The organism is Oxalobacteraceae bacterium OTU3CAMAD1 (assembly GCA_024123915.1).
Classification (GTDB): domain Bacteria; phylum Pseudomonadota; class Gammaproteobacteria; order Burkholderiales; family Burkholderiaceae_D; genus Rugamonas.
The window spans coordinates 2,619,573-2,644,556 of record CP099650.1 but is presented as its reverse complement, the minus strand read 5'-3'; the positions used below and the strand labels follow the sequence as shown (position 1 = coordinate 2,644,556).

Annotated in this window: 14 protein-coding genes; 4 read left to right on the top strand and 10 right to left on the bottom strand. The window is 63.4% G+C overall.

Annotated features, from left to right (window positions below):
* Positions 1–2: 2 nt before the first annotated feature.
* From NHH88_11340 to NHH88_11330, 3 genes are read right to left on the bottom strand one after another with little or no spacing between them, the layout of a single operon-like run.
* Positions 3–2,597 (bottom strand): carbohydate-binding domain-containing protein, encoded by a 2,595-nt coding sequence (locus NHH88_11340; protein ID USX16337.1) that lies wholly within the window; start codon positions 2,595–2,597, stop codon positions 3–5.
* Positions 2,598–2,624: 27 nt separating this feature from the next.
* On the bottom strand, positions 2,625–5,258 hold the full coding sequence (locus NHH88_11335; protein USX16336.1) for a TonB-dependent receptor: 2,634 nt from the start codon (positions 5,256–5,258) through the stop codon (positions 2,625–2,627).
* A 38-nt stretch (positions 5,259–5,296) separates the two neighbouring features.
* Positions 5,297–6,634 carry a sugar MFS transporter gene (locus tag NHH88_11330; protein ID USX16335.1) on the bottom strand — a complete coding sequence of 446 codons (1,338 nt, stop codon included), beginning with the start codon at positions 6,632–6,634 and terminating at the stop codon, positions 5,297–5,299.
* A 466-nt stretch (positions 6,635–7,100) separates the two neighbouring features.
* Here NHH88_11330 and NHH88_11325 point away from each other — a divergent pair, with 466 nt between their 5' ends.
* Positions 7,101–9,779 carry a TonB-dependent receptor gene (locus NHH88_11325; GenBank protein ID USX16334.1) on the top strand — a complete coding sequence of 893 codons (2,679 nt, stop codon included), beginning with the start codon at positions 7,101–7,103 and terminating at the stop codon, positions 9,777–9,779.
* 61 nt (positions 9,780–9,840) lie between these two features.
* Here the strand turns inward: NHH88_11325 and NHH88_11320 are convergent, their stop codons facing one another.
* Genes NHH88_11320 through NHH88_11290 form a run of 7 tightly spaced genes read right to left on the bottom strand, consistent with a single transcriptional unit; the run spans position 9,841 to position 21,371 of the window.
* Positions 9,841–10,905, bottom strand: coding sequence for a GDSL-type esterase/lipase family protein (locus NHH88_11320; GenBank protein USX16333.1), 1,065 nt, complete (start codon positions 10,903–10,905; stop codon positions 9,841–9,843).
* The gene (locus tag NHH88_11315; GenBank protein USX16332.1) at positions 10,905–11,651 is read right to left on the bottom strand and encodes a GDSL-type esterase/lipase family protein; all 747 of its coding nucleotides are present in this window, start codon (positions 11,649–11,651) and stop codon (positions 10,905–10,907) included. Before NHH88_11315 ends, NHH88_11320 begins: the two co-directional genes overlap by 1 nt.
* Positions 11,652–11,662: 11 nt before the next feature.
* Complete coding sequence (locus tag NHH88_11310; protein ID USX16331.1) at positions 11,663–15,175, bottom strand: hypothetical protein; 3,513 nt, start codon at positions 15,173–15,175, stop codon at positions 11,663–11,665.
* Between the two features lies 1 nt (position 15,176).
* The gene (locus NHH88_11305; GenBank protein ID USX16330.1) at positions 15,177–16,391 is read right to left on the bottom strand and encodes a glycoside hydrolase family 27 protein; all 1,215 of its coding nucleotides are present in this window, start codon (positions 16,389–16,391) and stop codon (positions 15,177–15,179) included.
* Positions 16,392–16,401: 10 nt separating this feature from the next.
* A complete protein-coding gene (locus NHH88_11300) occupies positions 16,402–17,733 on the bottom strand; it encodes a cellulase family glycosylhydrolase (GenBank protein USX16329.1) in 1,332 nt (443 codons plus the stop codon).
* A 26-nt stretch (positions 17,734–17,759) separates the two neighbouring features.
* On the bottom strand, positions 17,760–20,063 hold the full coding sequence (locus tag NHH88_11295; GenBank protein ID USX16328.1) for a glycoside hydrolase family 3 C-terminal domain-containing protein: 2,304 nt from the start codon (positions 20,061–20,063) through the stop codon (positions 17,760–17,762).
* 39 nt (positions 20,064–20,102) lie between these two features.
* A complete protein-coding gene (locus NHH88_11290) occupies positions 20,103–21,371 on the bottom strand; it encodes a sugar MFS transporter (GenBank protein ID USX16327.1) in 1,269 nt (422 codons plus the stop codon).
* Between the two features lie 311 nt (positions 21,372–21,682).
* Here NHH88_11290 and NHH88_11285 point away from each other — a divergent pair, with 311 nt between their 5' ends.
* From NHH88_11285 to NHH88_11275, 3 genes are all read left to right on the top strand, one after another.
* Entirely contained in the window at positions 21,683–22,747 is a 1,065-nt protein-coding gene (locus tag NHH88_11285) for a LacI family transcriptional regulator (protein ID USX16326.1), read from the top strand.
* 74 nt (positions 22,748–22,821) lie between these two features.
* Entirely contained in the window at positions 22,822–24,033 is a 1,212-nt protein-coding gene (locus tag NHH88_11280; GenBank protein ID USX16325.1) for an AGE family epimerase/isomerase, read from the top strand.
* Position 24,034: 1 nt separating this feature from the next.
* Positions 24,035–24,967 carry a carbohydrate kinase gene (locus NHH88_11275; GenBank protein USX16324.1) on the top strand — a complete coding sequence of 311 codons (933 nt, stop codon included), beginning with the start codon at positions 24,035–24,037 and terminating at the stop codon, positions 24,965–24,967.
* Positions 24,968–24,984: the final 17 nt, after the last annotated feature.

The following is a 24,984-nucleotide window of genomic DNA, read 5'->3' as shown; positions in this document are numbered from 1 at the left end:
ACTTAGCGGTTTTCCATCCGCGCCACCATCCCCGCCCTGCCGTTGCGGTCGAAGGCGGCAACCTGGATGACGCCCTTCTCCGCTATCGGCCCTGTCACCGGTTTGCTGTTGGCGTCCGGCGTTCCGCCGTCGGTGGTGTAGCGCATCGCGATGCCCGGCAAGACGTGGTTGACCAGAATCCGGCCGCCCTCGATCAGCAGGCCGGGAGGCGCGATGCGGTAGTTAACGCCGGTTTTCTCCAGGTCGAGCCGCGGCAGCACGCGCTGGCTCAGCGTGTTGACAAAGCCCGACCATGCGGCGCGGTGCAGCACGGCGGCTTTGTCCCGATCGTTCTCGGTGGCCCAGGCGGGGTCCGGCGCCCACGAGCGCTCGGCCATCGCCAGCAATCGCGGCATGACCAGATAGTCGATGCGGTCCGGGGTCAGCACGGTCTCCGTGAATAAAGTGGCTTCCAGCCCGCGAATGCGGCGCTTGCCGTAATCTGTCAACGCATCCTTGCCAGGCAGCGGCTTGGCGGCGTTCTTCAGATAGTCCAGCGGGATGAAGTCGTACACCGTATCCAGCTCGACGTAGTCGCCCCAATTGACGCCCGGCTCCTCCGGGTTGGCGTTATAGGCCATATCCATGTACATCTTGGTCACCGGCGCCAGCACGATGTCGTAGCCGGCGTTGGCCAGCCGGTAGGCGAAGTCCTCGGCGCCCTCGGTGTTGTTCCAGACATAGGCGCTGAAGCCACGCTGCGTGAAGCGGGGATTCGGGATCAGCTTGTGCTGCCCGCGCAGCATGGTGGAGCGCGCAGCCATCTCCTCCCAACCGGAGGCGAACAGGCCTTGTTTGCGCAGGATGACGTCGACGCGGTCGTAGAAGTAGTCCCACAGGTCGGCGACGGTTTCCAGTTTTTTCTGTTGCATGACCTTTAGGCTGGCAGGCGATTTTTCCCACGCGCCGTGCGGAAGCTCATCGCCGCCGACGTGGATGGTGCGCAGCTTGACGCCAGCCTCGCGGTGCAGCGCGGCGACCTGCCCGACCACGTGCTCGATGAACGTGAAGCTCGATTCGAGGCCGGGGTTGATCACGTGGTCGTTGTAGTGCTGCGGCGAGCTGTAGACGGAAAGGTCGCCGAAATCGTTGAGCAGGTATTTCGCCGCGTCGCGTTTGCCGGCGGCCTTGAGACGATGGTAGCGCGCCTCCATGGCCTGCACGGCAGCGCGGGCATGGCCCGGCATTTCGATCTCGGGGATGACGTCGATGTGGCGCGCGGCGGCGTAGCGCAGGATCTCGATGTAGTCGGCGCGGGTGTAGTAGCCGGTGCCGGTTGCGTTGTCCGGATTGCCGCCGGAGCCGTAGGCCGGTTGCAGGCGCACGCCCGGTTTGGCGCTGTGGCCACGCACCGCGCCGATGCTGGTGAGCTCCGGCAGGCCGGCGATCTCCAGCCGCCAGCCTTCGTCGTCGGTCAGATGGAAGTGGAAGGTATTGAGCTTGTAGCGCGCCATCAGGTCCAGCAGCTTGAACACGGTTTGTTTTGTGTGGAAGTTGCGGCTGACGTCCAGTTGGAAACCACGATACGGAAACCGTGGCGCGTCGACGACGGTCAGTTCCGGCAGGTCGATGCCGCCGGCGCCCGGCAGCGGCATCAGGTCGCGCAGCGATTGCAAGCCGTAGGCCACGCCGGCGGCGCTGTTGCCGACGATGGCGATGCCGCTATCGGCCTTGATGGTCAGGCTGTAGGCTTCCGGCGAAGTTTGACCGGCGACCTCGCCGACGCTCAGGCGGAGTTCCGGCGCGCCAGCGCCGTTGGCCGGCAAGGCCGCCGGGAACAGCGAACGCGCGAAGGTGGCCTCCGTCTTCAACGCGGCCGGCGCGACGAGCTTGGGCCGCGACGTCACACTGAGCTTGCCGAGTCCCTGCTGCAACAGCAGCGGGGTCGGGAACAACGGTGGCAGCGCCTCCGCTGGCAGCAGGTCGGCGTTGGCGTTGCGGCGATAGGTGTCCTGCGGCGTGATAATGGCCTTGGCGCCGCTGCCGCCCTTGTCGAGTTGTTCGGGGCGGTCGACGGGCAGCAGTTCGTAGTCCGCGATGTTCTGCCCGACATCGGGCGCGCTGTCGTAGACGAGATACGGGCCGGCCGGGGCCTTCGCCAGCTTGATCACCAGGTTGGGATGAATGTACGGCACATTCAACGTCTCGCCCGGCACGACGCCGGCAAACCCCGGAGTGGGACGAATACGGAACAAGCCGCCCGCCACCTTCTCTACCGTCAGATTGCCGGCCAGCGGGCCGGTCGCGACACCGTCCATGCAATTGAAATAAAGCGACCAGCCCTGGGAAGGCAACGGATACTTGTCCAGGTTCGTCAGGATGAAACGCGCACGCGTGATGCCGCCCGGCGCACCGGGACTGAACTCATTGCGCTCCAGCTCCCAGCGCAGGCGCAGTCCGGCGGCGGCGGCGACCCGCGCCGACTCCTTCGCCACGGCCGGCTTGCCCGGCTTCGCGGCCTCCGCCGCCCGCGCCATCGGGGCCGGCGCCACCGCCATCAACAACGACATCGACAGCGACGCAAGTCCGATACCACCGGCCATTTTCCGATTCAGCATTCCACTCCCCTGGATGACGATTAGCGATTAAAACTTGGCTTTGAGACCGACACTATACCGGGCGCCGTTCTCATACACGCCAACCGGCAGGCCGTCGGTGGTATTGGTGCGTATCAGTTCATTCCCGATGTTCACCGCCGTCAGGTACAAGCTGATTTTCGGCGTGACGTCCCAACTGGCCGACGCGTCCCACTGGCCGTAGGCGCTGGTGACATCCTGGCCGCCCTCATTCAAGCCGCCGTAGGACTTGGAGCGGTAGTTGTACGATAGCCGCGCGCTGTAGCCGTCCTTCTCGAAGAAGCCGCTGACATTAGCCTGGTTGCGCGAGTTGCCGATCACATTGAGCTTCTGGCCGTTGGCATTGGCGCCGGTCTTGGCGTCGGTGAAGGTGTAGTTGACGACGGCGCCAAAGCCGCTGCCGAACACCTGCTGCCACTGGAGTTCCAGGCCGTTGACGGTTTGCCCGCTGCTGGCGTTGTACGGCCGCGTGACCGAGCGGGTGACGCCGCCAACGTTTTCCAGCGCGCTTTGCGTGTAGACGAAAGTATCGAGCTTCTTGGCGAACAGCGTCGCCGACAGCAGCGAGGCGTCGGCGTAGTACCACTCGGCGCCGATCTCCGCCTGGTTGGCGTGGTACGGTTTCAGCAAGGGATTGCCGGCGGTGGCGGCGTTGGTGGTGCCGCTGACTTCCGTGCTGGCACTCAAATCGCTGTAGGTGTTACGCGCCATCACGCGGGCGACGGCGCCGCGCACCAGCAAATCCTTGTTCACCGAGTAGACCGCGTTCAGACTTGGCAGCACGTCGTTGTAGGTGCGCGAAACGCTCCCCAGCACGTAATTGCCATTGCCGTTCAGGTCCTGATAGGCTTCCGAGGTCTGGTCGGTCTTGACCAGACGCGCGCCGAAGTCGCCGCGCCACTGTCCCACCGCGAAGTCGGCGCGGACGTAGGTGGCGTAGATCTTCTCCTTGATGCGGTAGTACTCGCCCTTCGCCTCGGCGTAGACCATGCCCTTGTCGAACATGGCAAAGCCCCGCGACGACGCCAGCCCGTCATCGACCCATGCGTACTGCGTCAGCGAGCCGGCGCTGGCCGCCTCCTGCGAGATCAGCGGCGATGGACCGGTCGACAGGTCCGCCAGGGTCAGCGTCTCCCAGCCCGGATTGCCGGGGCCATTGGTGCCGATGATGCGGCGGTTCTGCACCTTGGTGTCGCGCAGCTTGACGCCGACCTTGATCGATTTGAAGAAGGCGTTATCCAGGTCTATCGTCAGGTCGCCCTGGGCGTAGTTTTCCTTGGTCTCCATGCGGCGTATCCAGTCGCGCGTGCTTTGCAAGGTCAGTTTGGTCGGATCGAGCGGATTCATATCCAGGTACTTGATCTCATACGTGTCGGGCGCCAGGTTGAAGGTGGCGCGGGTATTCCCGGTGAACCAGAAGTTGCGGTCATGGTCGCTGCCGCCGGAGCCCTTGGTGGTGCCGGCCTGGCCGTGGAACTTCCAGTTGTCGGCGTCATAGGTGCCTTCCAGGTCCAGAACCTGCGACTTGACATAGGACTGGCGGAAGATCGGCTCGAACGATACGCCGTTGGCCGGACCGACGGTGCCGCCGACCAGCGCCTTGGTGCCGTCCGAGGTGGTGATGAAGCGCGGATCGGTGACGGCGATATTGCCCTGCGCGTCCACCAGGCCACCCGCTTGCCACAGGTAGTTCTGGTTGCTGTTGTCCATGCTCATATCGGAGTTCATGTAGTTCAGCGAGATGTCCGTGTTGGCGTTCGGGCGCGCCTGCAAGGTGATATTCCCGGTGGTGCGCTCGCGGTCCTGGCGGAAGATCGGCGTGCCGCCGCCCCACGACGCATACGCGCCCGGCGTGACCGCGCCGTTCTGGTCGACGATGTTGTACTTGGTCGTGTCGGTGAAGTTTTCCAGGCCGTCGCGGCGCATCGTGCGCTTTTGCTGGCTCAGTGCGACCAGCGCGCCGAAGGTCTTCTGTTCATTGGTCCAGCTGAGCAGGCCGGAGAACTGGGGATCGGTTTTCTTCGGCAGCTCGCTGTAGGTCGCTTCCGCCGACACCTGCGCCACGAAAGGCTTGAGCTGGAACGGTTTGCGGGTCTTGACGTTGACCAGGCCACCGATGCTGCCCTCGTCCAGGTCGGGCGACGGGCTTTTATAGACGTCGATGCTGCCCACCAGCTCCGACGCCAGGATGTCGTAGTTGAAGCCACGGCTTTGCGAGTCGTTTTTCCACCAGTAGCCGGAGGCCACGGCCTGGCCGTTCAACTGCGTCAGATTCAAATTCTTGTCGGTGCCGCGCACGAAGATGTCGCGGCCCTCGCCCCAGGTGCGGTCGACCGAAATGCCGGGCACGCGCTGCAGCGAGTCGGCCACGTTCTTGTCCGGGAACTTGCCCACTTCCTCCGCCGTCACCGTGTCGATCACATTGCCCGAGTCGCGCTTTTCGGCCAGATTGCGCTTGAGGCGTTCACGGATGCCCTTCACCTCGACCACGGCCGGCTCTCCCGCCGGCGCGGCCTCGGCGGCCTGCGCCTGCCCGACCGGATCGGCGGCATACAAATGGGGAGCGAAAGCGCCTCCCAGCGCCAGCGCGATCAGCTTTGGTAACAGTTTTTTCTTCAACAGCGGCTTGGTGGTCGTGGTCATTTGATTCTCCTGTTTTATTCAAAAATGGAATCGCTTCGTTATCGGGCGCCACCCCAGCTGCGGATCTTGTGGCCGCTCGCGGCGTACCACAGGATCAGCGCGTAGCAAGGCAGCATCAGCCAGTAGCCAGCTTGCGGACCGGACGCATCGGACAAGCGGCCATACAGCAGCGGCAGCACGGCGCCGCCGGAGATGGCCATCACCAGCACGGCCGAACCGGCGGCGGTGTAGCGTCCCAGACCTTGCAGGGCAAGCGGCCAGATGGCCGGCCACACCAGCGCGTTGGCCAGCCCCAGCAGCGCCAGGCACATGACGGTGTCCGGCACCAGCGGCACGCCGGCCCAGCCCACCAGCACCTGCGAGATCCCGTTCGACTGGCTGGAGCCGGTGGCGACGCCGACCGTCAGCACCAAACCCAGCAACGCAGACAGCAGCAGCGCGCCCTTCTGCGACAGGTAGCGAGGAATCGCCACCACGCCGACCAGGTAGCCGAGCACCATGCACACCATCGTGTAGGAAGTGAGCACGCCGAAGTTGGCGACGTTCAGTTCGTGGCCATACAGGCCGATGGTGTCGCCGGCGATCACCTCGACGCCGACGTAGCCGAACAGGGCCAGCGCGCCCAGCACCAGTTGCGGGAATTGCAGCACGCCGGTGCGCTCGACGTTAGCTGTGGCGTCGTCCGCCTCGGGCGGGATGTCGCGCAGGTTGGAGAAATGGATAAACACCATGATCACGAACAGCACTGCGGCCATGCAGGCATAGGGGAACACCAGCCGCTCGGCCAGGGTGGCGCGCATGGCGTCGCGCGCGGCCGGCTCCAGGGTCGCCAGCGCCGTGTGCGAGAAACTGTCGATATCGGCCAGCATCAGCGAGCTGAACACCAGTGGCACGACTACGCCGGCGCCCTTGTTAAACAGGCCCATGATGCTGATGCGCATGGCCGCGCTGTCGCGGTCGCCGATCTGGACGATGTAGGGATTAATGGCGGTCTGCATCAAGGTCATGCCGGTGGCCAAGGTGAAGAGCGCGGCCAGGAACAGCTCGTAATGCGTGCTGCGCGCCGCTGGAATGAACATCAAGGCGCCGGCGCCCATGATGCCCAGTCCGAGGGTCATGCCCTTTTTGTAGCCGATCCGGCCCAGCACGGCGGCGGCCGGCAGCGCCATCACCGTGTAGGCGATGTAAAACGCGAACGTGACCCACAGCGCCTGGAAGTTGTTCAAGCCGCAGACGATCTTGAGGAAGGGCACGAGCGAACCATTCAACCAGGTGACGAAGCCGAGAATGAAGAACAGCAGGCCGACGAACAGCATGCCGACCACTACCGTTCGAGAGGAATCGCGTGACCGCTGTTCCGTTGTGTTCGCACTCATTTGCATGGGGCTCCCCCAAGTTATCGATGAGTCATGCTACCAGTGCAATACCACTCAGGCCAGCGCTCGCCCCGCCGCGCCTAAGCCATTGTTTTTATTGAAAACAGGTCTATTTCAACTGTGATACCGCTTACATTTCTTTACAAAGCCACCGTTCGCCCCCTTTCCTGTCCAGGGTATTGCGCAATGCATGCTTGCAAATCTTTACAAAACAGTTCGAGAAATTACAGCCTTGTGTCTTCATAACCACGGTAACCAAAAAACAGCAAAATATTGTGTGTTTAGTAAATTTTGTTAAACATCGGTTTCAAATTTGGTTTCATTTGACCCTCGAAAATTACGGATCGATACTCCGCATTGCCAGGAAGCTAAGCCGTATCAGACAACCTGCGGTGCTGGCACTTTCCATAATTCCAAAAACATCGAGGAGACTGACACAATGTTGCACCCCACAAGACGTACTCTCATGAGCCTGGCCGTCGCCAGCGCTTGCTCGTTCATGACCTTCAGCGCCCAGGCCCAGGCTGACACCGCAACCGCACCCGCAGCCGAGGCGCAAGCCGGCGCACCCGCAGCACCCGCAGCACCCACGGCAGCCAATCCGGACCAGATCCAGGAAGTGCGCGTCACCGCGACCCGCTATTCCACTTCGCTGCTGCGTACTCCGCTCGCCGTCGCCGCACTCAGCCAGGATCAATTGACCCGCAAAGGCGCGACCAGCCTCTCCGATTTGAGCGGCGAGATGCCCAACGTCGTGATCGAAAACACCGGCGAGGATTCGGCCGTGCAGATCACCATCCGCGGCATCACCTCCACCAACTTCACCGAGACCGGCGATCCGGCGGTCGGCTTCCACGTCGACGGCATGTACTCGCCGCGTCCACAAGGCGCGCAGGCGCTGATGTTCGACCTGGAACAGGTCGAGGTGCTGCGCGGCCCGCAAGGCACGCTGTTCGGCCGCAACTCCACCGGCGGCAGCGTCAACGTGATTCCCGCCAAGCCGGATTGGACGGGCAACTACGGCAAGGCCGACATCGATATCGGCAACTACCGCAAGAAGCAGATCTCGGTGGTGCAGAACATCGTCGTCAACGACGCGCTGGCGTTGCGCGCGACGTTCATGAAGGTCAAGCGCGACGGCTACGCCAACCAGACGCGCGACCTGAGCGAAGCCAACGCGCCGGCATTGGGCTGGGTCCCGAACGGCAAACCGGATGTCGACCAGCGCTTCAACCGCGTGGTCGGCCCGAGCGACTACTACACCAACCAGGACGAATGGGCCGGCCGCCTGACCGGTCTTTTGAAGATCAACAAGGACCTCACGGCCAAGGCGTCGTATGAGCAGTTCCAGGATTCCGGCGCCGGCGGCGCCACCTTCCGCGATTGCGCCGCCACGGCGGGCACCCGCTACGCCTGCGGCCCGGGTCAGGGCAAGTGGGACATTAACGTCAACGTCCCCGGACAGAACGACCTGAGTATCAAGACGCTGCGCACGGGGATCAACTGGAACATCAACGACCACACCAACTTCGACTACACCTTCCAGGTCGCCGACCAAACCCGCTCGCAGATCACCGACGACGACCTGGGCATGCAGCACGCGGCGCCGTTCCAGATCAACGGCGCGTATCCGAATTCGGTCGACGGCAACTGGGGCACCTGGCCGCTGACCGACTCCTTCCACCGCACGCTCGATTCGCGCTATCTGTCGACCGTGCACGAGGCGCAGTTGAAGCAGCAGCTGGGCAATGTGCAGTACGTCGGCGGCTTGTTCTGGATGCACGAGCGTAACCGCATCGACTACGAGCAGACCAACACCATCCAGAAGCCGTACGGCGATGTCGGCAGCGTGCTGTATAACCAGCCTAACCGCCAGGTCGACGCCAAGGCGGTCTTCGCCCAAGCCGACTGGAAGTTCATGCCAACGTGGACCGGTACCCTCGGCGCGCGTTACAGCATCGACAGCAAAGAGGACAAGGGCGGCAAGGTGTATGGCGCCAACTGGATCGGCAATTCGGCCTATTACAACGGCCTGTATTCGCAAGGCACGCCCGGCACGCCCGGCTTCCGCGTCCATGACGGCACCGACCTGACGCCCGGCATGGGCGGCAGCGTGGCCGCTTACAACCTGTATGGCGCGCCGACCTCGAACGATCACAAACAGGAATGGAAAAAAGTGACGTGGCGTGCCGGCCTGCAGAAGCAGCTCGACGCCAACAAGATGGTGTACGCCTCTGTGTCGACCGGCTACAAGGCCGGCGGCTTCGCCGACAAGACGGACAGCTGCAACTACCGCCTGTGCGCAGATGGCAAACCCGGCGTCGAGACCTTCCTGCCGTACGAGCCGGAGACCGTCACCAACTATGAGCTGGGCTTCAAGGGCAAATTCCTGGACAACCGTTTAAGCCTGTCGGCCACCGCGTTCTTCATGAAGTACAAGGACATGCAGGTCACCGGCACCTACTTCATCAACCAGATCATTCCATCGAACGGCCTGCCCTGCCCGGCCGACCAGCCGAAGTGCGACGTGTATGAAGGCTGGCGCACCATCAACGTCGGCAAGGTGAATATCCCTGGCCTCGAATTGGAATGGGATTACAAGCCATGGCGCGGCGGCCGTATCGGCGGCGGTTTCGCTTACATCAACTCCAGCATCCACGACTACAACTCGTACAGCGACGACTACCAGTGCGACGTGCGCGTGGAACTGGGCCTGCCGGCCTGCCCGACCGCCTACAACGGTCCGGATAAGACCTTGCTGGGCCGCCGCCTGGCCAACATCGACGGCAACCACCTGCCGAACACGCCGAAGTACCAGTTCAACATCAACTTCTCGCAGGAGTTCGGGTTTGAAAACGGCTACAAGGTGATCCCGTATGTGAAGGTGAACTGGCGCGACAAGGCTTACTTCGACATGCTCAATTCGGAGTTCGCGCACGTCGGCCGCTATCAGAAGGCGTATGCGATGGGCGACGCGTCGGTGCGGCTGGAAGCGCCGGACGACAAGTGGCACGCGGAGCTGTATGTCCGTAACATCTCGAACAGCCATGCGAAACTGAGCGGAAATTCGGTGTTTGGTGGGTTCATGGAGGCCAATTTCGTACAGCCTCGCATGTTCGGGTTCCGGGTTGGCGCGAACTACTAAGGCGTTTGGCGGATTACGGCGTTCCGCCTAATCCGCCAAGCTCCGTCGGCGACCTAAACACTCACCAATTCATAATCACACGAACCTGGGGGAGCAAATCGTTGGCGATATTGACGGTTTGCTCCCGGGTCGGATGCCCGTCATCCGCATCGCCGGAATAGGGTTTCGACGCGATCGCGCGAACGCGCTTGTCCCCCACCCGCTTTACCGTCTCGGCGATATATTCGATCAACGCCACCCTCTTCTCGCCGGTCACCAAACCGCCCTCGGACAGCATGATTTGCGCCTGCGGATGATCCTTCAACAGCGTGTGCACGAACCGCACGTAGGTGCCCACATACTGCTCGCGATCTGGAATTCCGAGATTGAAGTCGTTGGTACCGATCGTGCTGAGAATCACATCGGGCCGATAATCCCGCTGGTCCCAGCGTACCGGCTTTTGCAGGTCCGCGACCGCCAACTGATAATAGTCCGGCAGATTCATTTCGTCGGTCTTGTTTTCCCAGGTACGTATCAAGCCCCGACCGCCGTAGCAGACCAACTGCACCTGCGCGTGCAGCTCGCGCGCCATCAGCATGCCGTAGGATGAACGCGCGTTCCACCAGGACGTATCCTTCTTCGCCCCGGCCACGCGGTCGATCGCCTCGCCGCAGGTGACGGAATCGCCCAGCACCAGCATTTTGCGTTGAGGGAGGACGGGCGGAGCGTTCCATTTGCCGTCGGTGTCGAAGCGCAGCAACGCGGCGGTGCCGTGCCAGGTCTCGGAACGGTTGACGATTTCCACCATGTGCCTGCCGGCGGAGGCGCCGTCGACCAGGGTAACGGTCTGCCTGCCGTACGCCAGCCGCACCTTGCGCGCGACGCCATCGACGATCACGTCCAGGTAGCTGTTTCCGCCGCTGGCCTCCGCCTCGACGCTCAGGCGCGTGCCTTCGAAGTTGAGATAAAAACTAACGCCCGGATAGCCAAACCGCACGGCGCCATCGGCGTCGATACCGGTTCGACCCATCCGGGCGACATGTGGATCGGCGGCCGTCATCGACGCCGCCGCGACCAGCGGGGCCTGGCCCCATAGCGCGGCAAGCAACGCCGCGCAGCCGGTGATACGGCGTTGGGCGCCGTTCATTACTTCATTAGCTTCTGTATGTCCGGCAGCATCGCATCGGACCAGATCTGATAGCCCTTGGGCGTCGGGTGCAGGAAGTCGGCCATCACGTCCGGCGACATGTCGCCGTTCGACAGCAGGAAGCGCGCGCCGTAGTCCTTGAAGATGATGGTTTTGCCATCGCCCAGCGTCGATATCTTGCGGTTCAACTCAATGATCTGCTGCCGCTTGGGACTCTGTGCCGATTGCTCGTACGGCAGCACGGCGTTGAGCAGTATCTTCGCATCCGGATACAGCCCGCGCAGCTTCTTGACCACCGCCTGCACGCCTTCGAACACGTCGGCCGGCGCGGCACCGCAATGGAAGAAGTTGTTCACGCCGATCGTCAGCACCACCAGCTTGGGATGCAGCTTTTCGGCGTGTCCGTTATCGAGCCGCCAAAGCACGTTGCCGGTATGGTCGCCGCCGATGCCGAAATTGGCCGCATTCCATGAACCGAAGGACTTGTCCCATATCTGCTGGTTCCAGCCTTCGGTGATGGAGTCGCCGACAAACAGCAGATCGACGTTGCCGGCATCGGCGACCGCGACATCCTCGTTGAACATCTGGTGCCAGCGCGCCACCGACATCCACGGGTACTCGATTTTGCGCGGCGCCGGGGTGGTGCTGCACGCGGCAGGGCTCAGGGCCGCGTCGGCGTAACTGGGGGCACTACTCAACGCCAGCAGGCCGGCGGCGACGATCGCGGAGATCAGGGACTTCTTCATCTTGAATCCTTTCATTGCGCGCCCACCGGCAGCGATTGCGGCGCCACGTTCCAGCCACGCAGATCCAGGCGCACCGCGCCCTGGCTCTTGAACGTGACGGTCACGGTGCGGCTCTCGCCCGGCATCAGCGCTACATAATTATCCGAAAAATACACCGGCAGTATTCTCTCGCCGTCCGCATTGAACAAGGTCAGTTTACCGCTCAAGGCAGGCACTTCGCCGCCGTTGCGCATTGTAACCTCCAACTGCCGTTCGCCCGGCACTGCGGCGCCGGTCCAGCGCGCGGCCAGTTCCAGCGGCACGGTCGCCAGCTGGTTCAAGCCCTGTTGGCCGGCCAGCGTGCTGCTCGGCCAGTACGCGTTCTGCGACAGCACTTTGCCATCGGCGTCCTTGAGCGCCAGTTTGATCACGATCAGCTTATGCTGCGCCAGCAAGGCGGCGATGCCGGCGTCGATCGGTTCGGACGTGCTTACCGCCGCTACCGTCACCGGCTTGTCGCCACTCGCCAACAGCTTGCCCTTGACGTCATAGGCGGCGTAGGACAGCGTGGCGCCATTCAGCGCGGCGGCCGGGTTGTTGATCACCATCAGCTGATAATCGGGCAGGTTCATTTGCACGTGCACCGGCTCCGCCGCGTTCTTCACGCCATAGAAGGCGCCGTGCGTATCGTAGTCGTGGCTGAGTATCTGCCACATGGTGCTCGGCCAGGCCGGCTGCGTCATCCACAGCATGCGTCCACTGTGCTGGCGCCACAGGCCCGCGTTCATGCCTTCGAAGATGGCGCGGTGGCTTTCGTAGTTCAGCAACTGGGCCTTGCGTTCGAAGTCCGCCAGCGAGTCGGGCGCGCCGTAACCGGTCGCCATCGCCGCATTGAAGGTCTTGACGCTGCCGTTGCCGTCCGGGTGCCAGTCGTGATACGTGACGGTGTCGCTCAAAGGCCACTGGTCGGTCGACGGCACCGCCGCCTTGATCGCCTCCATCGTCGGGAACGACGGCGTGCCCACTTCCACCGAAAAGCCTTTGGCGTGGTCTGTGAAGTAACTGACCGGCGTCTGGTAGTTATACGGGCCGCTGTTCTGCAAATTGACGCGGTTCGAGCTGCCGCTGTACCAGCGCGTGCCGTCGAGCTGATAAATCATCGCCTCGAGCGCCTCGTTCAGCACCGGCTGCGGCACTCCCTCGTTACGGCCGAACCACATGATCACCGACGGATGGTTGCGATAGCGTTTGACGACATCGCGCGCGTTCTCCATAAACAGGTTGACGTCCTGCGGCTCCAGGTTGTAATCCTGGGTCGAGGCCCAGAAGTCGTTCATCACCATCAAGCCATATTCGTCGGCCAGTTCGAAGAAGCTCTCCTCGGTGTTCTGCCCCACCCAGTTGCGGATGATGTTGACGTTGGCGTCGCGATGCAGGCGGAAGTAAGGCTCGAGCCGTTCACGGTCGACGCGTTTGCGCCAGTCTTCCGTGCCCCAGTTGCCGCCGCGCGCCGCGATGCGCACGCCATTGACCTTGATGACGAGGAAAGGACTGAGCGTGGTTTCCTCCAGCGGACGAATCGCCGCCGTCCATTCCGCCTCCGGCCGCAGTCCCGTGGCCCAGTTGTTATCCGACAGCTTGCGGATGGACTGGTGGCGGCCGTCGGTGATGCGCACGCCCAGTTCACGCCCCTTGGTGAAGTCGGCTTCCACGCGGCGCAGATGGCCGCTCTGGTCGACCAGCGACAGTTCGTACGTCACCGCGCGCACGCCGAACCGGATGCTGGCCTGGTCGGACAGCTGCGCGCCCTGCACCGCCTCGAGTTTGAGTTCATGCAGATCAGGTGCGCCGTAGCCGTTGGGCCACCACAGCTTGGGATTCTTCAGCTTGAGCGCGGCGAAATCGGCCGGCGTGAAACGCACGTTATGCTCGCCCGGCGCCAGATTGACGGTCTTGCTCACCTGGACAGGCTTCATGCCGCCGTCCCGGCGCGAGATCGTCGCGCGCACGGTCACCCGCTGCGCCGATTTGGACAGGTTCGTGACCGGCACCTCGATGCTGACGTCGGCCACGCTGTTGTCGGCCTTCGGCAGCGCGGTAATCACCTGGGCGTCGCCCAGCTTGAAGTCGCGCGTGGCGTGCAGCTCCACGTCCTGCCACAAGCCGGTGTTACGGTCGCGGACCGAGGGAATCCAGTCCCACCCCTCGGAGGCGATAAAGGTCGGGCCGTCCTGCGCCAGCGTGCCGCCGTTTTCGCCGGCGCCCGCCGCGATCGATTCCTCCTGCGGCAGGCCTGGATGGGGCGGCGGCGATACCTTGACCGCGATGACGTTCTCGCCCTTGAGCTTCAGATAGGGGCTGATGTCGAAGGTGCCGCGTACGAAGGCGCCCTTCATGCCACCCAGCTTGCGGCCATTGATCCAGACTTCCGCCTCGTAGTTCACCCCCTTGAACGTGACGAACAAACGCTGCCCCTGTTTTAAGGCGGTCGGCGGCTGGAACAAGGTACGATACCAGTAATCCTGTTTGTTCAGCAATTCCGGAATGGCCATGTTATTGAGGCCGTAGTCGGGATCGGGATAGACGCCGCGATCGACCAGTGTGGTCAGCACCGTGCCGGGCGTGGTGGTCTGATACCAGCCGGCGGTGTCGAAGCCGGCGGACGAAATTCGCTCCGGCTTGGCGTCGACCTGCGGCGCCGCCTGCAGCTTCCACGACTTGATGGTCCACAGGTTGGCGTCTTTTTGCACCAGCGCCGGACCGCTGTAGGCCGGCTTGGCCTTCGGTTCCTGGAACGGCGAACCGGATTTTGGCAAGGTCCACGGGTCCTGCGGCGCGACCTGGCCGTACATCTGGCGAACCTGTATCGGCCACGACGGACTGCCGGACTCGAAATTGATCAACGCGTCGTTCGGCTGCACGGCCGCCATCGCGCGCACCGCGCCTTCGTCCAGCGCGGTACTGGTGACGGTGAAGCCGGCGATCCGTCCGGCATAGCCTGTCGCGGCCCTGCTGCGCGGGCCCAGCGAAATCCGGGGGCCGAAGTCGTCGGCCGGCGCGGCCTGCGCGCCGTCCTTGACCTGGACCGGCTTGAACTCCTCGGCCTTCAGCGCCGCGTCCTGGCGGGCGACCGCGCTGCCATTGGCGTACAAGGTGACTTGTTTGCCGTCATAGCTGGCCGCCAGGTGCACCCAGGCGTTCGACGCGAGCTTCAACGGCGAGACCAATTCCAGCCCATAGCCGCAGAAAGCAAACGCGCCGTCCACGCTGCACACAAACCAGCCCGGCCCAGCCTGCGCGCCGGCAAAGCCGGCGATCAAGGTGCGGCCGGGCGCCGGCTCCGATGGTTTGAACCAGCCGCTCAAACCGAACGGCTGTACCCTGCCTGCCACCGCCGACGCGAAGATGTCGGCCTGCTTGACCTTCTTCAGCAAACCATCGCTGGCGGCCGGGAACTCTGCGTTATAGGGCCCCCACTGGTCGCCGGCTTGGGCGCCGGACCACATCATCGCGGCCAACGCCGCCACAGTCATCGTGTGCTTCATTTCAGCTCCGGGCCTTCAGGCGCAAAACAATCACGCCGTGCGGAGCCAGTTTGCTCTCCAGTTTTTTGCTGGTGTCGCCGGTCTTGCCGGTGAACGCGTCGGTCCAGTTGAAGACCGTCTTGGTGGTGTCGAGCACGCGCTTGTTCGCATCGTCGTTGATACGCGAGGCGGACCACTGGTAAGTCACCGGCTTGGCCTCGTCGCTGCGGTTCAGGATCATCACGGCCCACTCGTCGTTGGCCAGCGGCTTGGCCCAGTACTCCAACTGGCCGGACTGCAGGAAGCGCCATGCCTGGATGCCCAGCTTATCCTGGTTGATCGAGATCACCGCCTTGTTGGTCAGGATGCGCTTCGTGGCCTCGGACATCTTGCGGACGTCGTTGCCGAGGATAAGCGGCGAGGTCAGCATCGACCAGGCGGCGAAGTGGGTGCGGTCCTCGTCTTCGGTGAAGCCACGGCCCACTTCCAGCATGTCCATATCGTTCCAGTGACCCGGACCGGCATGCACGCGCAGGCCCGCCTGCTTGTCGAGAATCTGCAGCACGCCCCAGCGCGAGTACGACGCCTCGCTGAATTCGCAATCGAAGCACATGTGAATGTCACCGGTGGTGCGCCACGAGTGGCCGACGTCCTTGGCCCATTCCCACGGCTTGTTGTCACCCCATTCGCAAATGCTGAACAACATCGGCCGGCCGGCGGCGTGGATGGCGTCGCGCATGGTGGTGTAGGCACCGACGGCGTTCAGGCCCTTGCTGTCGCACCAGTCGTACTTGATGTAGTCGATGCCCCAGGACGCATAGGTGCGCGCGTCCTGGTACTCGTAGCCACGGCTGCCCGGACGACCGCCGCACGTGGTGGCGCCGACGTCCGAATAAATGCCGATTTTGAGGCCCTTGCTATGGACGTAGTCGGCCAGCGCCTTCATACCGGACGGGAAGCGCTCCTTGTCCGGATGGATCGCGCCCGTTTCGTCGCGTTTACCGTGCCAGCAATCGTCGATGTTGACGTACTGGTAGCCGGCGTCCTTCAAGCCGCTCTTTACCATCGCGTCGGCGGTGTCTTTGATCAGCTGTTCGTTGATGTCGCAAGCGAAGGTGTTCCAGCTGTTCCAGCCCATCTGCGGCGTGTCTGCCAGCCCGTCGAACTTCTGGGCGTGGGCATTGAATCCGAATGCGCAGGCGGACGCCGCGACCATGCTTAACACGGTACGTTTCATGCGCGGCCCCTTAGCGTTTGATGGTATTGAGTTTGTCGGCGTATTCCTTGATCAGCTTGAGCGAGCTGGTGTCCGAATCGAACACCGAGTACAGGCCCTGCTCTTCCTGCGGAGGATCGCCGACAAAGTCGTTACCCGGCTTCCACCAGTAGTCCGCATTGGCCGCGCGTCCGGCGCCGCCCCAGGCCCAGAAATTGAAGCCGGCGATCGGATCGCCCTTCTTGGCGCCGTCGTAGACGAAGTCGAACACTTCGCGGTAGAAGCGGTCGCGGATCTTGGTGGTGGCCTTGATGCTGAACGAGGCGCCGTCGCGATCGAGGCCGAATTCCTCCAGCACGATAGGCTTGTCCAGCTTCTTGGCCAGGTCGATGTGCGAGGTCAGGTAGTTGCGGCTTTTGGTGATGGCGCCGTCCCACGAACCAGTTGGGTCCTTGGAATCAAACCAGCCCCAGTTCTTCGGCCACAGGTGATAGGTCAGGTAGTCGATATGCTTGGTGCGGTGCGAGTCGAGGAACAGCTGCGCGTCCTGGGCGGAACCGGCCAGGCCCTCGCTGCCGCTGCTGACCATGTGGTTCTTGTCCAGGCTATGGATATAGGCGGCGGTTTCGTCGATCCACTTGACGTAGGCCTTCTTCTCTTCCGGCGTGGCGTTGCCGTTGCCCGGGCGCGGCTCGTTGGCCAGCTGCCACGACATCAGGATCGGGTCTTCCGAATACGGCTTGCCGGTGATGGTGTTGACGCGCTTGACGATCTTCTGGATCACATTACGGTACTCTTTTTGCGCCGCCGCGTTGACGTAGAAGCGCGCGTTCTTCTTCATGTAGTCGTCATAGTCCTTGGTCACGTTCGGGTCCAGCGCCGGCGTGCCTTCGAACCAGTTCAGGTACTGCGTCATACCGCCCGACCACTGCCAGAAGTTGTTCAGGTAGAGCACCACGGTCATATCGCGCTTGGCCGCTTCGGCCATCAGGAAGTCCAGGCCGACCAGCAGGTTCTCGTCGTACTCGCCCGGCTTGGCGGTGGTCGCCGGGCTGACGGCGCTCTTCATATCGGTCTTCTCGGAGACGGCCAGTACACGCAGGTTGTTGATGCCGATCGCGCGCATGCTATCGAGTTCCTTCAGCAGGCGGGCGCGCTCGCCCACGCCTTTTGGCGCGCCAAGGTAGCCGCCGTACCAGAAGTTGGCGCCGACGATGTAATAGGCTTGGCCTTTGCGGGCGAAATGGGTCTTCTTGGCGGTGACGAAATCGCCTTTGCTGACCGGCGCGCCATCGGCGGCGGACACGATGCCGCAGGCACTGATCATCAACGCGGTCGCGCAGAATTTGTAGAGTTGTTTCATGTCTCGTTCTCTCTTTTTATGGATGGTTACTTAATTGGCTTGCCTGCGACGTTCAAAGTCTGCTTGGGTAGCTGCACGGTGATGCTGGTGGCCTTGCTATCATTGGCATTACCGGCGTCATGCGCCAGCAATACCTTGTAGCCGCCGCTGGCGACACGCCAGGTCTTCGATTTGCTGTCGTACATGGCCAGCAGGCGCGGATCGACCGTCACGCTGACGTCCTTGCTCTCGCCCGGCGCCAGTTCGACCTTGTCCCAGCCGGCCAGGCGCTTCGGCGCTTCCCACTTCACGCCTACCGGAGATACGTATACCTGCGGCACGTCCTTGCCCTTGACGGCGCCGGTGTTGGTGACCTTGAAGCGCAGTTGCAGCTTGCCGTCTTTCTGGCTTGCGGCCAGGCCGGAGTACGAGAACTGCGTGTACGACAAGCCGTGGCCGAACGGGAACAGCGGCTTGAGGCCCTTGGCGTCGAACCACTTGTAGCCTACGGCCGCGCCTTCATGATAGTTGACGGTGAAGCGCTCGCGGTCCTTCTTCGGATCGCCATCGAGCTTTGGACGCGGCAGCTGGCTTTCGGAGACCGGGAAGGTGGTCGGCAGGTGGCCGGATGGATTGACCTCGCCATACATCACGCGGGCAATCGCCTCTCCGCCGCCGCTGCCGGCATACCAGGCCTGTACCACGGCGGCGGTCTGGTCGATCCATGGCATCACCACCGGACCGGAGGTCTCCAGCACCACCACGGTTTTCGGGTTGGCCTTGGCGACGGCGGCGATCAGCGCGTCCTGGTTGTTCGGCAGCGACAGCGACACGGCGTCCAGCGCCTCGCCCACCCACTGCTCGGCGAAGACGATAACGACATCGGCGTCGGCCGCTTCCTTGGCCGCCGCTGCGGCATCCTTGCCGTCGTTGTAGATGACCTTGGCGTCGCCGGCGCGGGCCTTGATCGCCTTCAGCGGCGACGACGGGTGGTACACCACGGGACCTGGCCAGATGGTCGGTTCGATGCCGGGCACCGGATTGCCGCCGATCGGATAGACCAGCGACGAGCCGCCGCCGGCCAGCACGCCGACATCCGAGTGTGCGCCGATGACGACGATTTTTTTGGCGCCGGCCTTGAGCGGCAGCACGCTGTTGGTGTTCTTCAGCAGGACGATGCCCTCTTCCGCGTCGGCCTGGCTCACCAGCTTGTGCGCTTCGAAGTCGATCGCGCCGCCCTCCTTGACCGGGTTGTCGACCACGCCCTTGTCGAACATCGCCCACAGGATCCGGTACGCCATGTTGTCGAGGCGCGCCTGCGGCACGTGACCGTTTTCGACCGCTTCCTCCAGCGCTCCGCCGAAGTACGCCGACTTGTCGAACTCCCAGCCGGAGTGCTGATCGAGGCCGCTGTTGGCCGATTCGACGGTGCTGTGGACTGCGCCCCAGTCGGACATCACATAGCCCTTGAAGCCCCAGTCCTTCTTCAGCACCTGGTTGAGCAGGTAGTCGTTTTCGCAGGCGTAGACGCCGTTCAGACGATTGTAGGAGCACATGACGGAACCGGGATCGGCCTGCTCCAGCAGGAACTGGAACGCCAGCAGGTCGGACATGCGGTTGCTGGCGTCGTCCAGGCGGGCGTCCAGCACGAAGCGGCCGGTCTCCTGGTCGTTGACGGCGAAGTGCTTCATCGTCGCGATCAGGTTGTTGGACTGGATGCCCTTGACCTGCTGTGCCACCATGGTGCCGGCCAGCAGCGGATCTTCACCGGCGTATTCGAAGTTACGGCCGTTGCGCGGTTCGCGCAGCAGGTTCACGCCGCCGGCCAGCATCACGTTGAAGCCGGAGGCGCGCGCCTCGCGGCCGATCATGGCGCCGCCCTGGTATGCCAGGTCGCGGTTCCAGGTGGCGGTGGTGGCCAAGCCGGAAGGCAGCGAGGTGCGCTCGCGCGGGTTCTTGCTCAATTGCGTGGCGACGCCCAGGCCGGCGTCGGTCTCGAACAGCGCCGGCAGGCCCAGACGCGGCACGCCGGGGATGTAGCCGGCCGAGAAAGGCAGCGCCGCCGGATGCTTCTTGGTCTTGTTGGGGACGAAGTCGGCGCCGAAGTAGCCCAGCACCCAGTTCAGTTTTTCCTGCTGCGTCATGGCTTCCAGCGCCAGCTTGGCGCGCTTGTCGGCGCTCAGCGACTTGTCCAGCCAAGGCTTGGAAGTTGGTTCGGCCGGCGCGGTGGCCGCTTGTCCGGCGGCGTAGGCCGGCAGCGAGGTCGCCACGGTGACGACGGTTGCGGCGGCAAGCGTTGCCGCCACCGCCAGCGCGATGGCCAGCGGACGCAGATTCAATTCGGAGTTCATTAGCTGTCTCACTTTATTATTGGAAGGCGAAATCAAAAATCAACGGTCTGAGTACATGCCGGCATATTTCAGGCCGTAGTACAGGATAAAGGTATAGCAGGCGGCCGGCACGAAGAACGACAGCTGCAGGCCGATGGTGTCGGCCAGCAGGCCTTGCGCGAACGGCACCAGCGCACCGCCGACGATGGCCATGCACAGGATGCCCGAACCCTGGCTGGTCAGGGGACCGAGCTTGTACAGCGCCATGCTGAAGATGGTCGGGAACATGATGGAGTTGAACAGGCCCACGGCGATGACGGCCCACATGGCGACCGCGCCGTGGGAGAAGATCGCCGTCAGCAGCAGCACGATGGACGCGGCCGAGTTGAAGGCCAGCGCCTTGCCCGGGCTGACGTAGCGCATCACGCCGAAGCCGATGAAGCGGCCGATCATGGCGCCGAGCCAGTAGAAGCTGACGTAGTTGGCGGCGGCGCCGTGCGACATGCCGGCGATGTTGGACTCGCCCAGGAAATTGATCAGGAAGCTGCCGATGCTGACCTCTCCGCCGACGTACAGGAAGATGCCGATCGCGCCCAGCACCAGATGGCGGTGCGACGTCACTTTTTTATCCAACGTGTAGGCGCCCGATTCTTCGGCGTCGACGATCTTCGGCAGGCGCACCAGCGCGAACAGGATGGCGATGGCCAGCAAGGTGGCGGCCAGCACCAGGTAAGGGCCCTGCACGGTGGCGGCTTCCTCTGCCTTGGTCTTGACGATGTTGGCAACGGCGGGAACGCCTTCGGACAGGATCAGGAACCCGCCCAGCGCCGGAGCGATCGCGGTGCCAAGCGAATTAAACGCCTGCGTCAGGGTCAGGCGGCTCGACGCGGTGGCCGGCGCGCCCAGCGCCGCGACGTAGGGATTGGCGGACACTTGCAGGATGGTGATGCCGCCGGCGAGGACGAACAAGGCCAGGAGGAACAGCGCGTAACCGCCCATCGAGGCGGGATAGAACATGGCGCAGCCGATGGCGGCGACCACCAGCCCCGCGACCGCGCCGCGCTGGTAGCCCAGGCGCTTGATCAACATGCCGGCGGGGAGCGAGACGATGAAGTAGGCGCCGAAGAAGCAGAACTGCACCAGCATCGCCTGCACATAGGTCAGCGTATAAATCGATTTAAGGTGGGGAATGAGGACATCGTTCAGCGAGGTGATCAACCCCCACATGAAGAACAACAGCGTGATGATCATCATCGGGAAGGTATTGCTGCCACCGCCCTGACGCGCATGATCGTGGGTACTCAAAGTTGCCGGTGCAACGTGCTCCATCAGCTGTCTCCTCTTGGATGGTTTTTATAGTAATGAAAAGATTCTGCATCGGCAGCGCCCAAGGGTCAAATAGCAAGCGCGTTTGGGGCGCAGTTTAGCCGCCTTCACTAAACACGCGATACCAGCAGATACGCCGTGTTGCGCTGCAGCGTACAGCTAAAAATCTCGTGTTTAGTAAATTGCGCTAAACTTTTCGGGAAAGTCGACGTGTCGTTTGACCGTGGCTGGACGATTATGCAAGACTGTATTCACACCAGAAACCCGCCGACGGCACCGCCGCGAGCCGGTTCATGAGAGATTTGGAGACCGAGATGGGCGATTCCACAAATAGCGCTGCGACCACGGGAGTGACGATACGTGATATCGCACGGGTGGCCGGCGTGTCGGCGGGGACCATTTCCCGCGCCCTCAAAAACGAACCAGGATTGACCGAGGCCACACGCCAGATGGTGCTGGAGGCGGCGCGCGCACTCGGTTACGACTTTTGCAAACTGCGGCCGAAACGGCTGCGCCGCCTGACCTTCCTGCTGCACCGGCAGCACAACACCGCGTCGAGCAGTCCTTTCTACTCGCCGGTGCTGCACGGCGCCGAGGAAGCCTGCCGCAAACAGGGCATCGTATTGTCGTTCATGGCGGTCGGCCCGGCGGATGGATTGATCGACCAGATACGCATGCACGCGCCGGACGGTATCGTCTGCGCCGGCTTCTTCGAACCCGAAACATTGAGCGCCCTGCGCTCGACCGGCAAGCAGCTAGTGCTGATCGATATGAAGCTGCGCGGTTACAGCTCGGTCAATCCGGACAATATGATGGGCGGCTACCTGGCCACCAAGCACCTGATCGATACCGGCCGCACGCGGGTCGGTTTCATTTCCGGTCCGCTGTCGCATTACAGTATTCGGGAACGGGCGCGCGGCTACCGCCAGGCGCTGTTCGAAGAGGGCATCCTGGCCGACCCGCGCCTGGAAGCGGGCCTGCCCGACGGCGTCGACCTGGAAACCGGCGCATGGGAAGCGATGGAGCAGCTGCTGGCCCTGCCCCATCCGCCCGACGCCGTGTTTTGCTACAACGACAGCGCCGCGCTGGTGGCAATGCGCTGCTGCCTGGCCAAAGGATTGAAGGTCCCGCACGACATCGCGATCGTCGGCTTCGACGACATCTCGACCGCCGTGCTGGGGCATCGCCCTTTGACGACGCTGCGCATCGATAAGAAAGCGCTGGGCGCCCTGGGCGTGGAAATGCTGTTGAACGGCCCGCACAACGAGCCGGTGGAAAAAATCGCGCCGGTGGAACTGGTGGTCCGCGCCAGCACAGTGTTCGACGGCTGGCGGGTACAGAAGCCGCAGGCCAAAGGGAGCGGCGTGACAGCGGCATAAACAAAAGAGAACTTCGCACGACCTCGGGACGCGACAAGAAAGCGCCCGCCTATCAACTAAAAACGGACCCAATGATGGTACCAGATTTTCAATCCCGCGCTACGCTGCTCAACCACATCCGCCACACCCGCAACTTCTACGACAACCGTTGCGTGGACGCCAGCGGCGGCTTCTATCACTTCTACAAGGATGATGGCACCGTCTACGACACCCGCACCCGCCATCTGGTCAGCAGCACGCGCTTCATCTTCACCCACGCGATGGCCTGGCGCCAGTTCGGCGAGGCGGCCGACCAGCAGCGCCTGCGCCACGGCCTGGCCTTCCTGCGCGGCGCCCACCGCAATCCGGAAACCGGCGGCTACGCGTGGCAACTGGACTGGCACAACGGCGAAGGCCGCGTCACCGACGGCACCAACCACTGTTACGGCCTGGCCTTCGTGCTGCTCGCCTACAGCCACGCGCTGATGGCCGGCGAGACCGAGGCCCGCGCATGGATAGACGAGACCTTCGAGCTGATGGAACGGCGCTTCTGGGACGCCAAATACGGCCTGTATGCCGACGAGGCCAGCGCCGACTGGTCGACACTGGACGGCTATCGCGGCCAGAACGCCAACATGCACGCCTGCGAAGCGCTGATTGCCGCCTTCGAAGCGACCGGCGAGCGCGCCTTCCTGTTGCGCGCCGAAACGCTGGCGCGCAACATCACCCAGCGCCAGGCCGCGTTGGCGGACAATCTGATTTGGGAGCACTACCACGCCGACTGGTCGGTCGACACCGAATACAACCGCCACGACAAGAGCAATATCTTCCGTCCGTGGGGCTATCAGCCGGGCCACCTGACCGAATGGGCCAAGCTGTTGCTGCTGCTGGAGCGCCACGGCGACCAGCTGGAAGGCGGCAAGGACTGGCTGCTGCCGCGCGCGGTGGAGTTGTTCAGCGCGGCGATGGACAAGGCGTGGGACGCGCAGCACGGCGGCATCTACTACGGCTTCGGGCCGGACGACAGCATCTGCGACGATCTCAAATACTTCTGGGTGCAGGCCGAAAGCCTGGCCACCGCCGCCCTGCTGGGCGCGCGCACCGGCGAAGCAAGCTACTGGACCTGGTACGACAAGATCTGGGCTTACAGCTGGGAGCATTTCGTCGATCACCAGCACGGCGCCTGGTACCGCATCCTCGGCACCGACAACAGCAAGCTGACGGACGAGAAAAGCCCGGCCGGCAAGGTGGATTACCACACCATGGGCGCCTGCTACGAAGTGCTGAACGTGTTGAAGAAGGACTGAGATGGCGACTTTTCCTTTGTTTGTCGCGGCGGGCGAAGCGCTGACCGACATGATCGTGCAGGACGGCGACCAGCCCAATCCCCAGCGCTGGCTTAGCCAGGTCGGCGGCTCGACCTGGAACGTGGCGCGCACGATGGCCAAGCTGGAGGTGCCGACCGCGTTCGCCGGCGCCATCAGCGTCGACGTCTTCGGCGACGCGCTGCATGGCGCCAGCGTGGCGGCGAACCTCGACATGCGCTTCCTGCAGCGCTACGCGAAGTCGCCGCTGCTGGCGATCGTGCACCGCACCGATCCGCCGGCCTACTTCTTCGTCGGCGACGACAGCGCCGACCTGCACTTCGACGCCGCGCTGCTGCCGGAGGGCTGGCGCGCGCACTGCAAATGGGTGCACTTCGGCGGCATCAGCCTGGCGCGCCAGCCGCTGGCCGGCAAGCTGGTGGCGCTGGCCGAACAGCTCAAGCAGCAAGGCGTGCGTATCAGCTTCGATCCGAACTACCGGCTGCTGATGGACGAGCGTTATGACGCCACCTTGCGCCGCATGACGGAGCTGGCCGACGTGGTCAAGGTGTCGGAGGAGGATCTGGCGGGACTGTTCCGCACCGACGACATCGGGACCGCGTTCGCCACGCTGCGCGGCTGGAATCCGGCGGCGACCTATCTGTACACCAAGGGCGGCGACGGCGCCTCGCTGCACATCGGCGACCAAGCCTGGGCGCTGCCTGCGCCGAGCATCACCGTGATCGACTCCGTCGGCGCGGGCGACGCCAGCATCGCGGCCCTGGCCTACAGCATGATGCACCACGCCGACCGCGCGCCGCTGGAGCATCTGCGCTTCGCGGTGGCGGCCGGCGCGGCGGCCTGTCTGGCGCCGGGCGCATCACCACCGTCGCTGGCGGCGATCGAGGCGCTGCTGCAGTCAACCGCAAACGCTTAACACCCACAGCCACCTCT

What these genes read in the sequence shown, in the direction of transcription:
- NHH88_11330 (USX16335.1), bottom strand. Translation starts at nt 6,634, where the DNA reads ATGAGTGCGAACACAACGGAACAGCGGTCACGCGATTCCTCTCGAACG.
- NHH88_11295 (USX16328.1), bottom strand. Translation starts at nt 20,063, where the DNA reads ATGAACTCCGAATTGAATCTGCGTCCGCTGGCCATCGCGCTGGCGGTG.
- NHH88_11320 (USX16333.1), bottom strand. Translation starts at nt 10,905, where the DNA reads ATGAACGGCGCCCAACGCCGTATCACCGGCTGCGCGGCGTTGCTTGCC.
- NHH88_11280 (USX16325.1), top strand. Translation starts at nt 22,822, where the DNA reads ATGGTACCAGATTTTCAATCCCGCGCTACGCTGCTCAACCACATCCGC.
- NHH88_11325 (USX16334.1), top strand. Translation starts at nt 7,101, where the DNA reads ATGAGCCTGGCCGTCGCCAGCGCTTGCTCGTTCATGACCTTCAGCGCC.
- NHH88_11305 (USX16330.1), bottom strand. Translation starts at nt 16,391, where the DNA reads ATGAAACGTACCGTGTTAAGCATGGTCGCGGCGTCCGCCTGCGCATTC.
- NHH88_11290 (USX16327.1), bottom strand. Translation starts at nt 21,371, where the DNA reads ATGGAGCACGTTGCACCGGCAACTTTGAGTACCCACGATCATGCGCGT.
- NHH88_11335 (USX16336.1), bottom strand. Translation starts at nt 5,258, where the DNA reads ATGACCACGACCACCAAGCCGCTGTTGAAGAAAAAACTGTTACCAAAG.
- NHH88_11310 (USX16331.1), bottom strand. Translation starts at nt 15,175, where the DNA reads ATGAAGCACACGATGACTGTGGCGGCGTTGGCCGCGATGATGTGGTCC.
- NHH88_11315 (USX16332.1), bottom strand. Translation starts at nt 11,651, where the DNA reads ATGAAGAAGTCCCTGATCTCCGCGATCGTCGCCGCCGGCCTGCTGGCG.
- NHH88_11285 (USX16326.1), top strand. Translation starts at nt 21,683, where the DNA reads ATGGGCGATTCCACAAATAGCGCTGCGACCACGGGAGTGACGATACGT.
- NHH88_11275 (USX16324.1), top strand. Translation starts at nt 24,035, where the DNA reads ATGGCGACTTTTCCTTTGTTTGTCGCGGCGGGCGAAGCGCTGACCGAC.
- NHH88_11340 (USX16337.1), bottom strand. Translation starts at nt 2,597, where the DNA reads ATGCTGAATCGGAAAATGGCCGGTGGTATCGGACTTGCGTCGCTGTCG.
- NHH88_11300 (USX16329.1), bottom strand. Translation starts at nt 17,733, where the DNA reads ATGAAACAACTCTACAAATTCTGCGCGACCGCGTTGATGATCAGTGCC.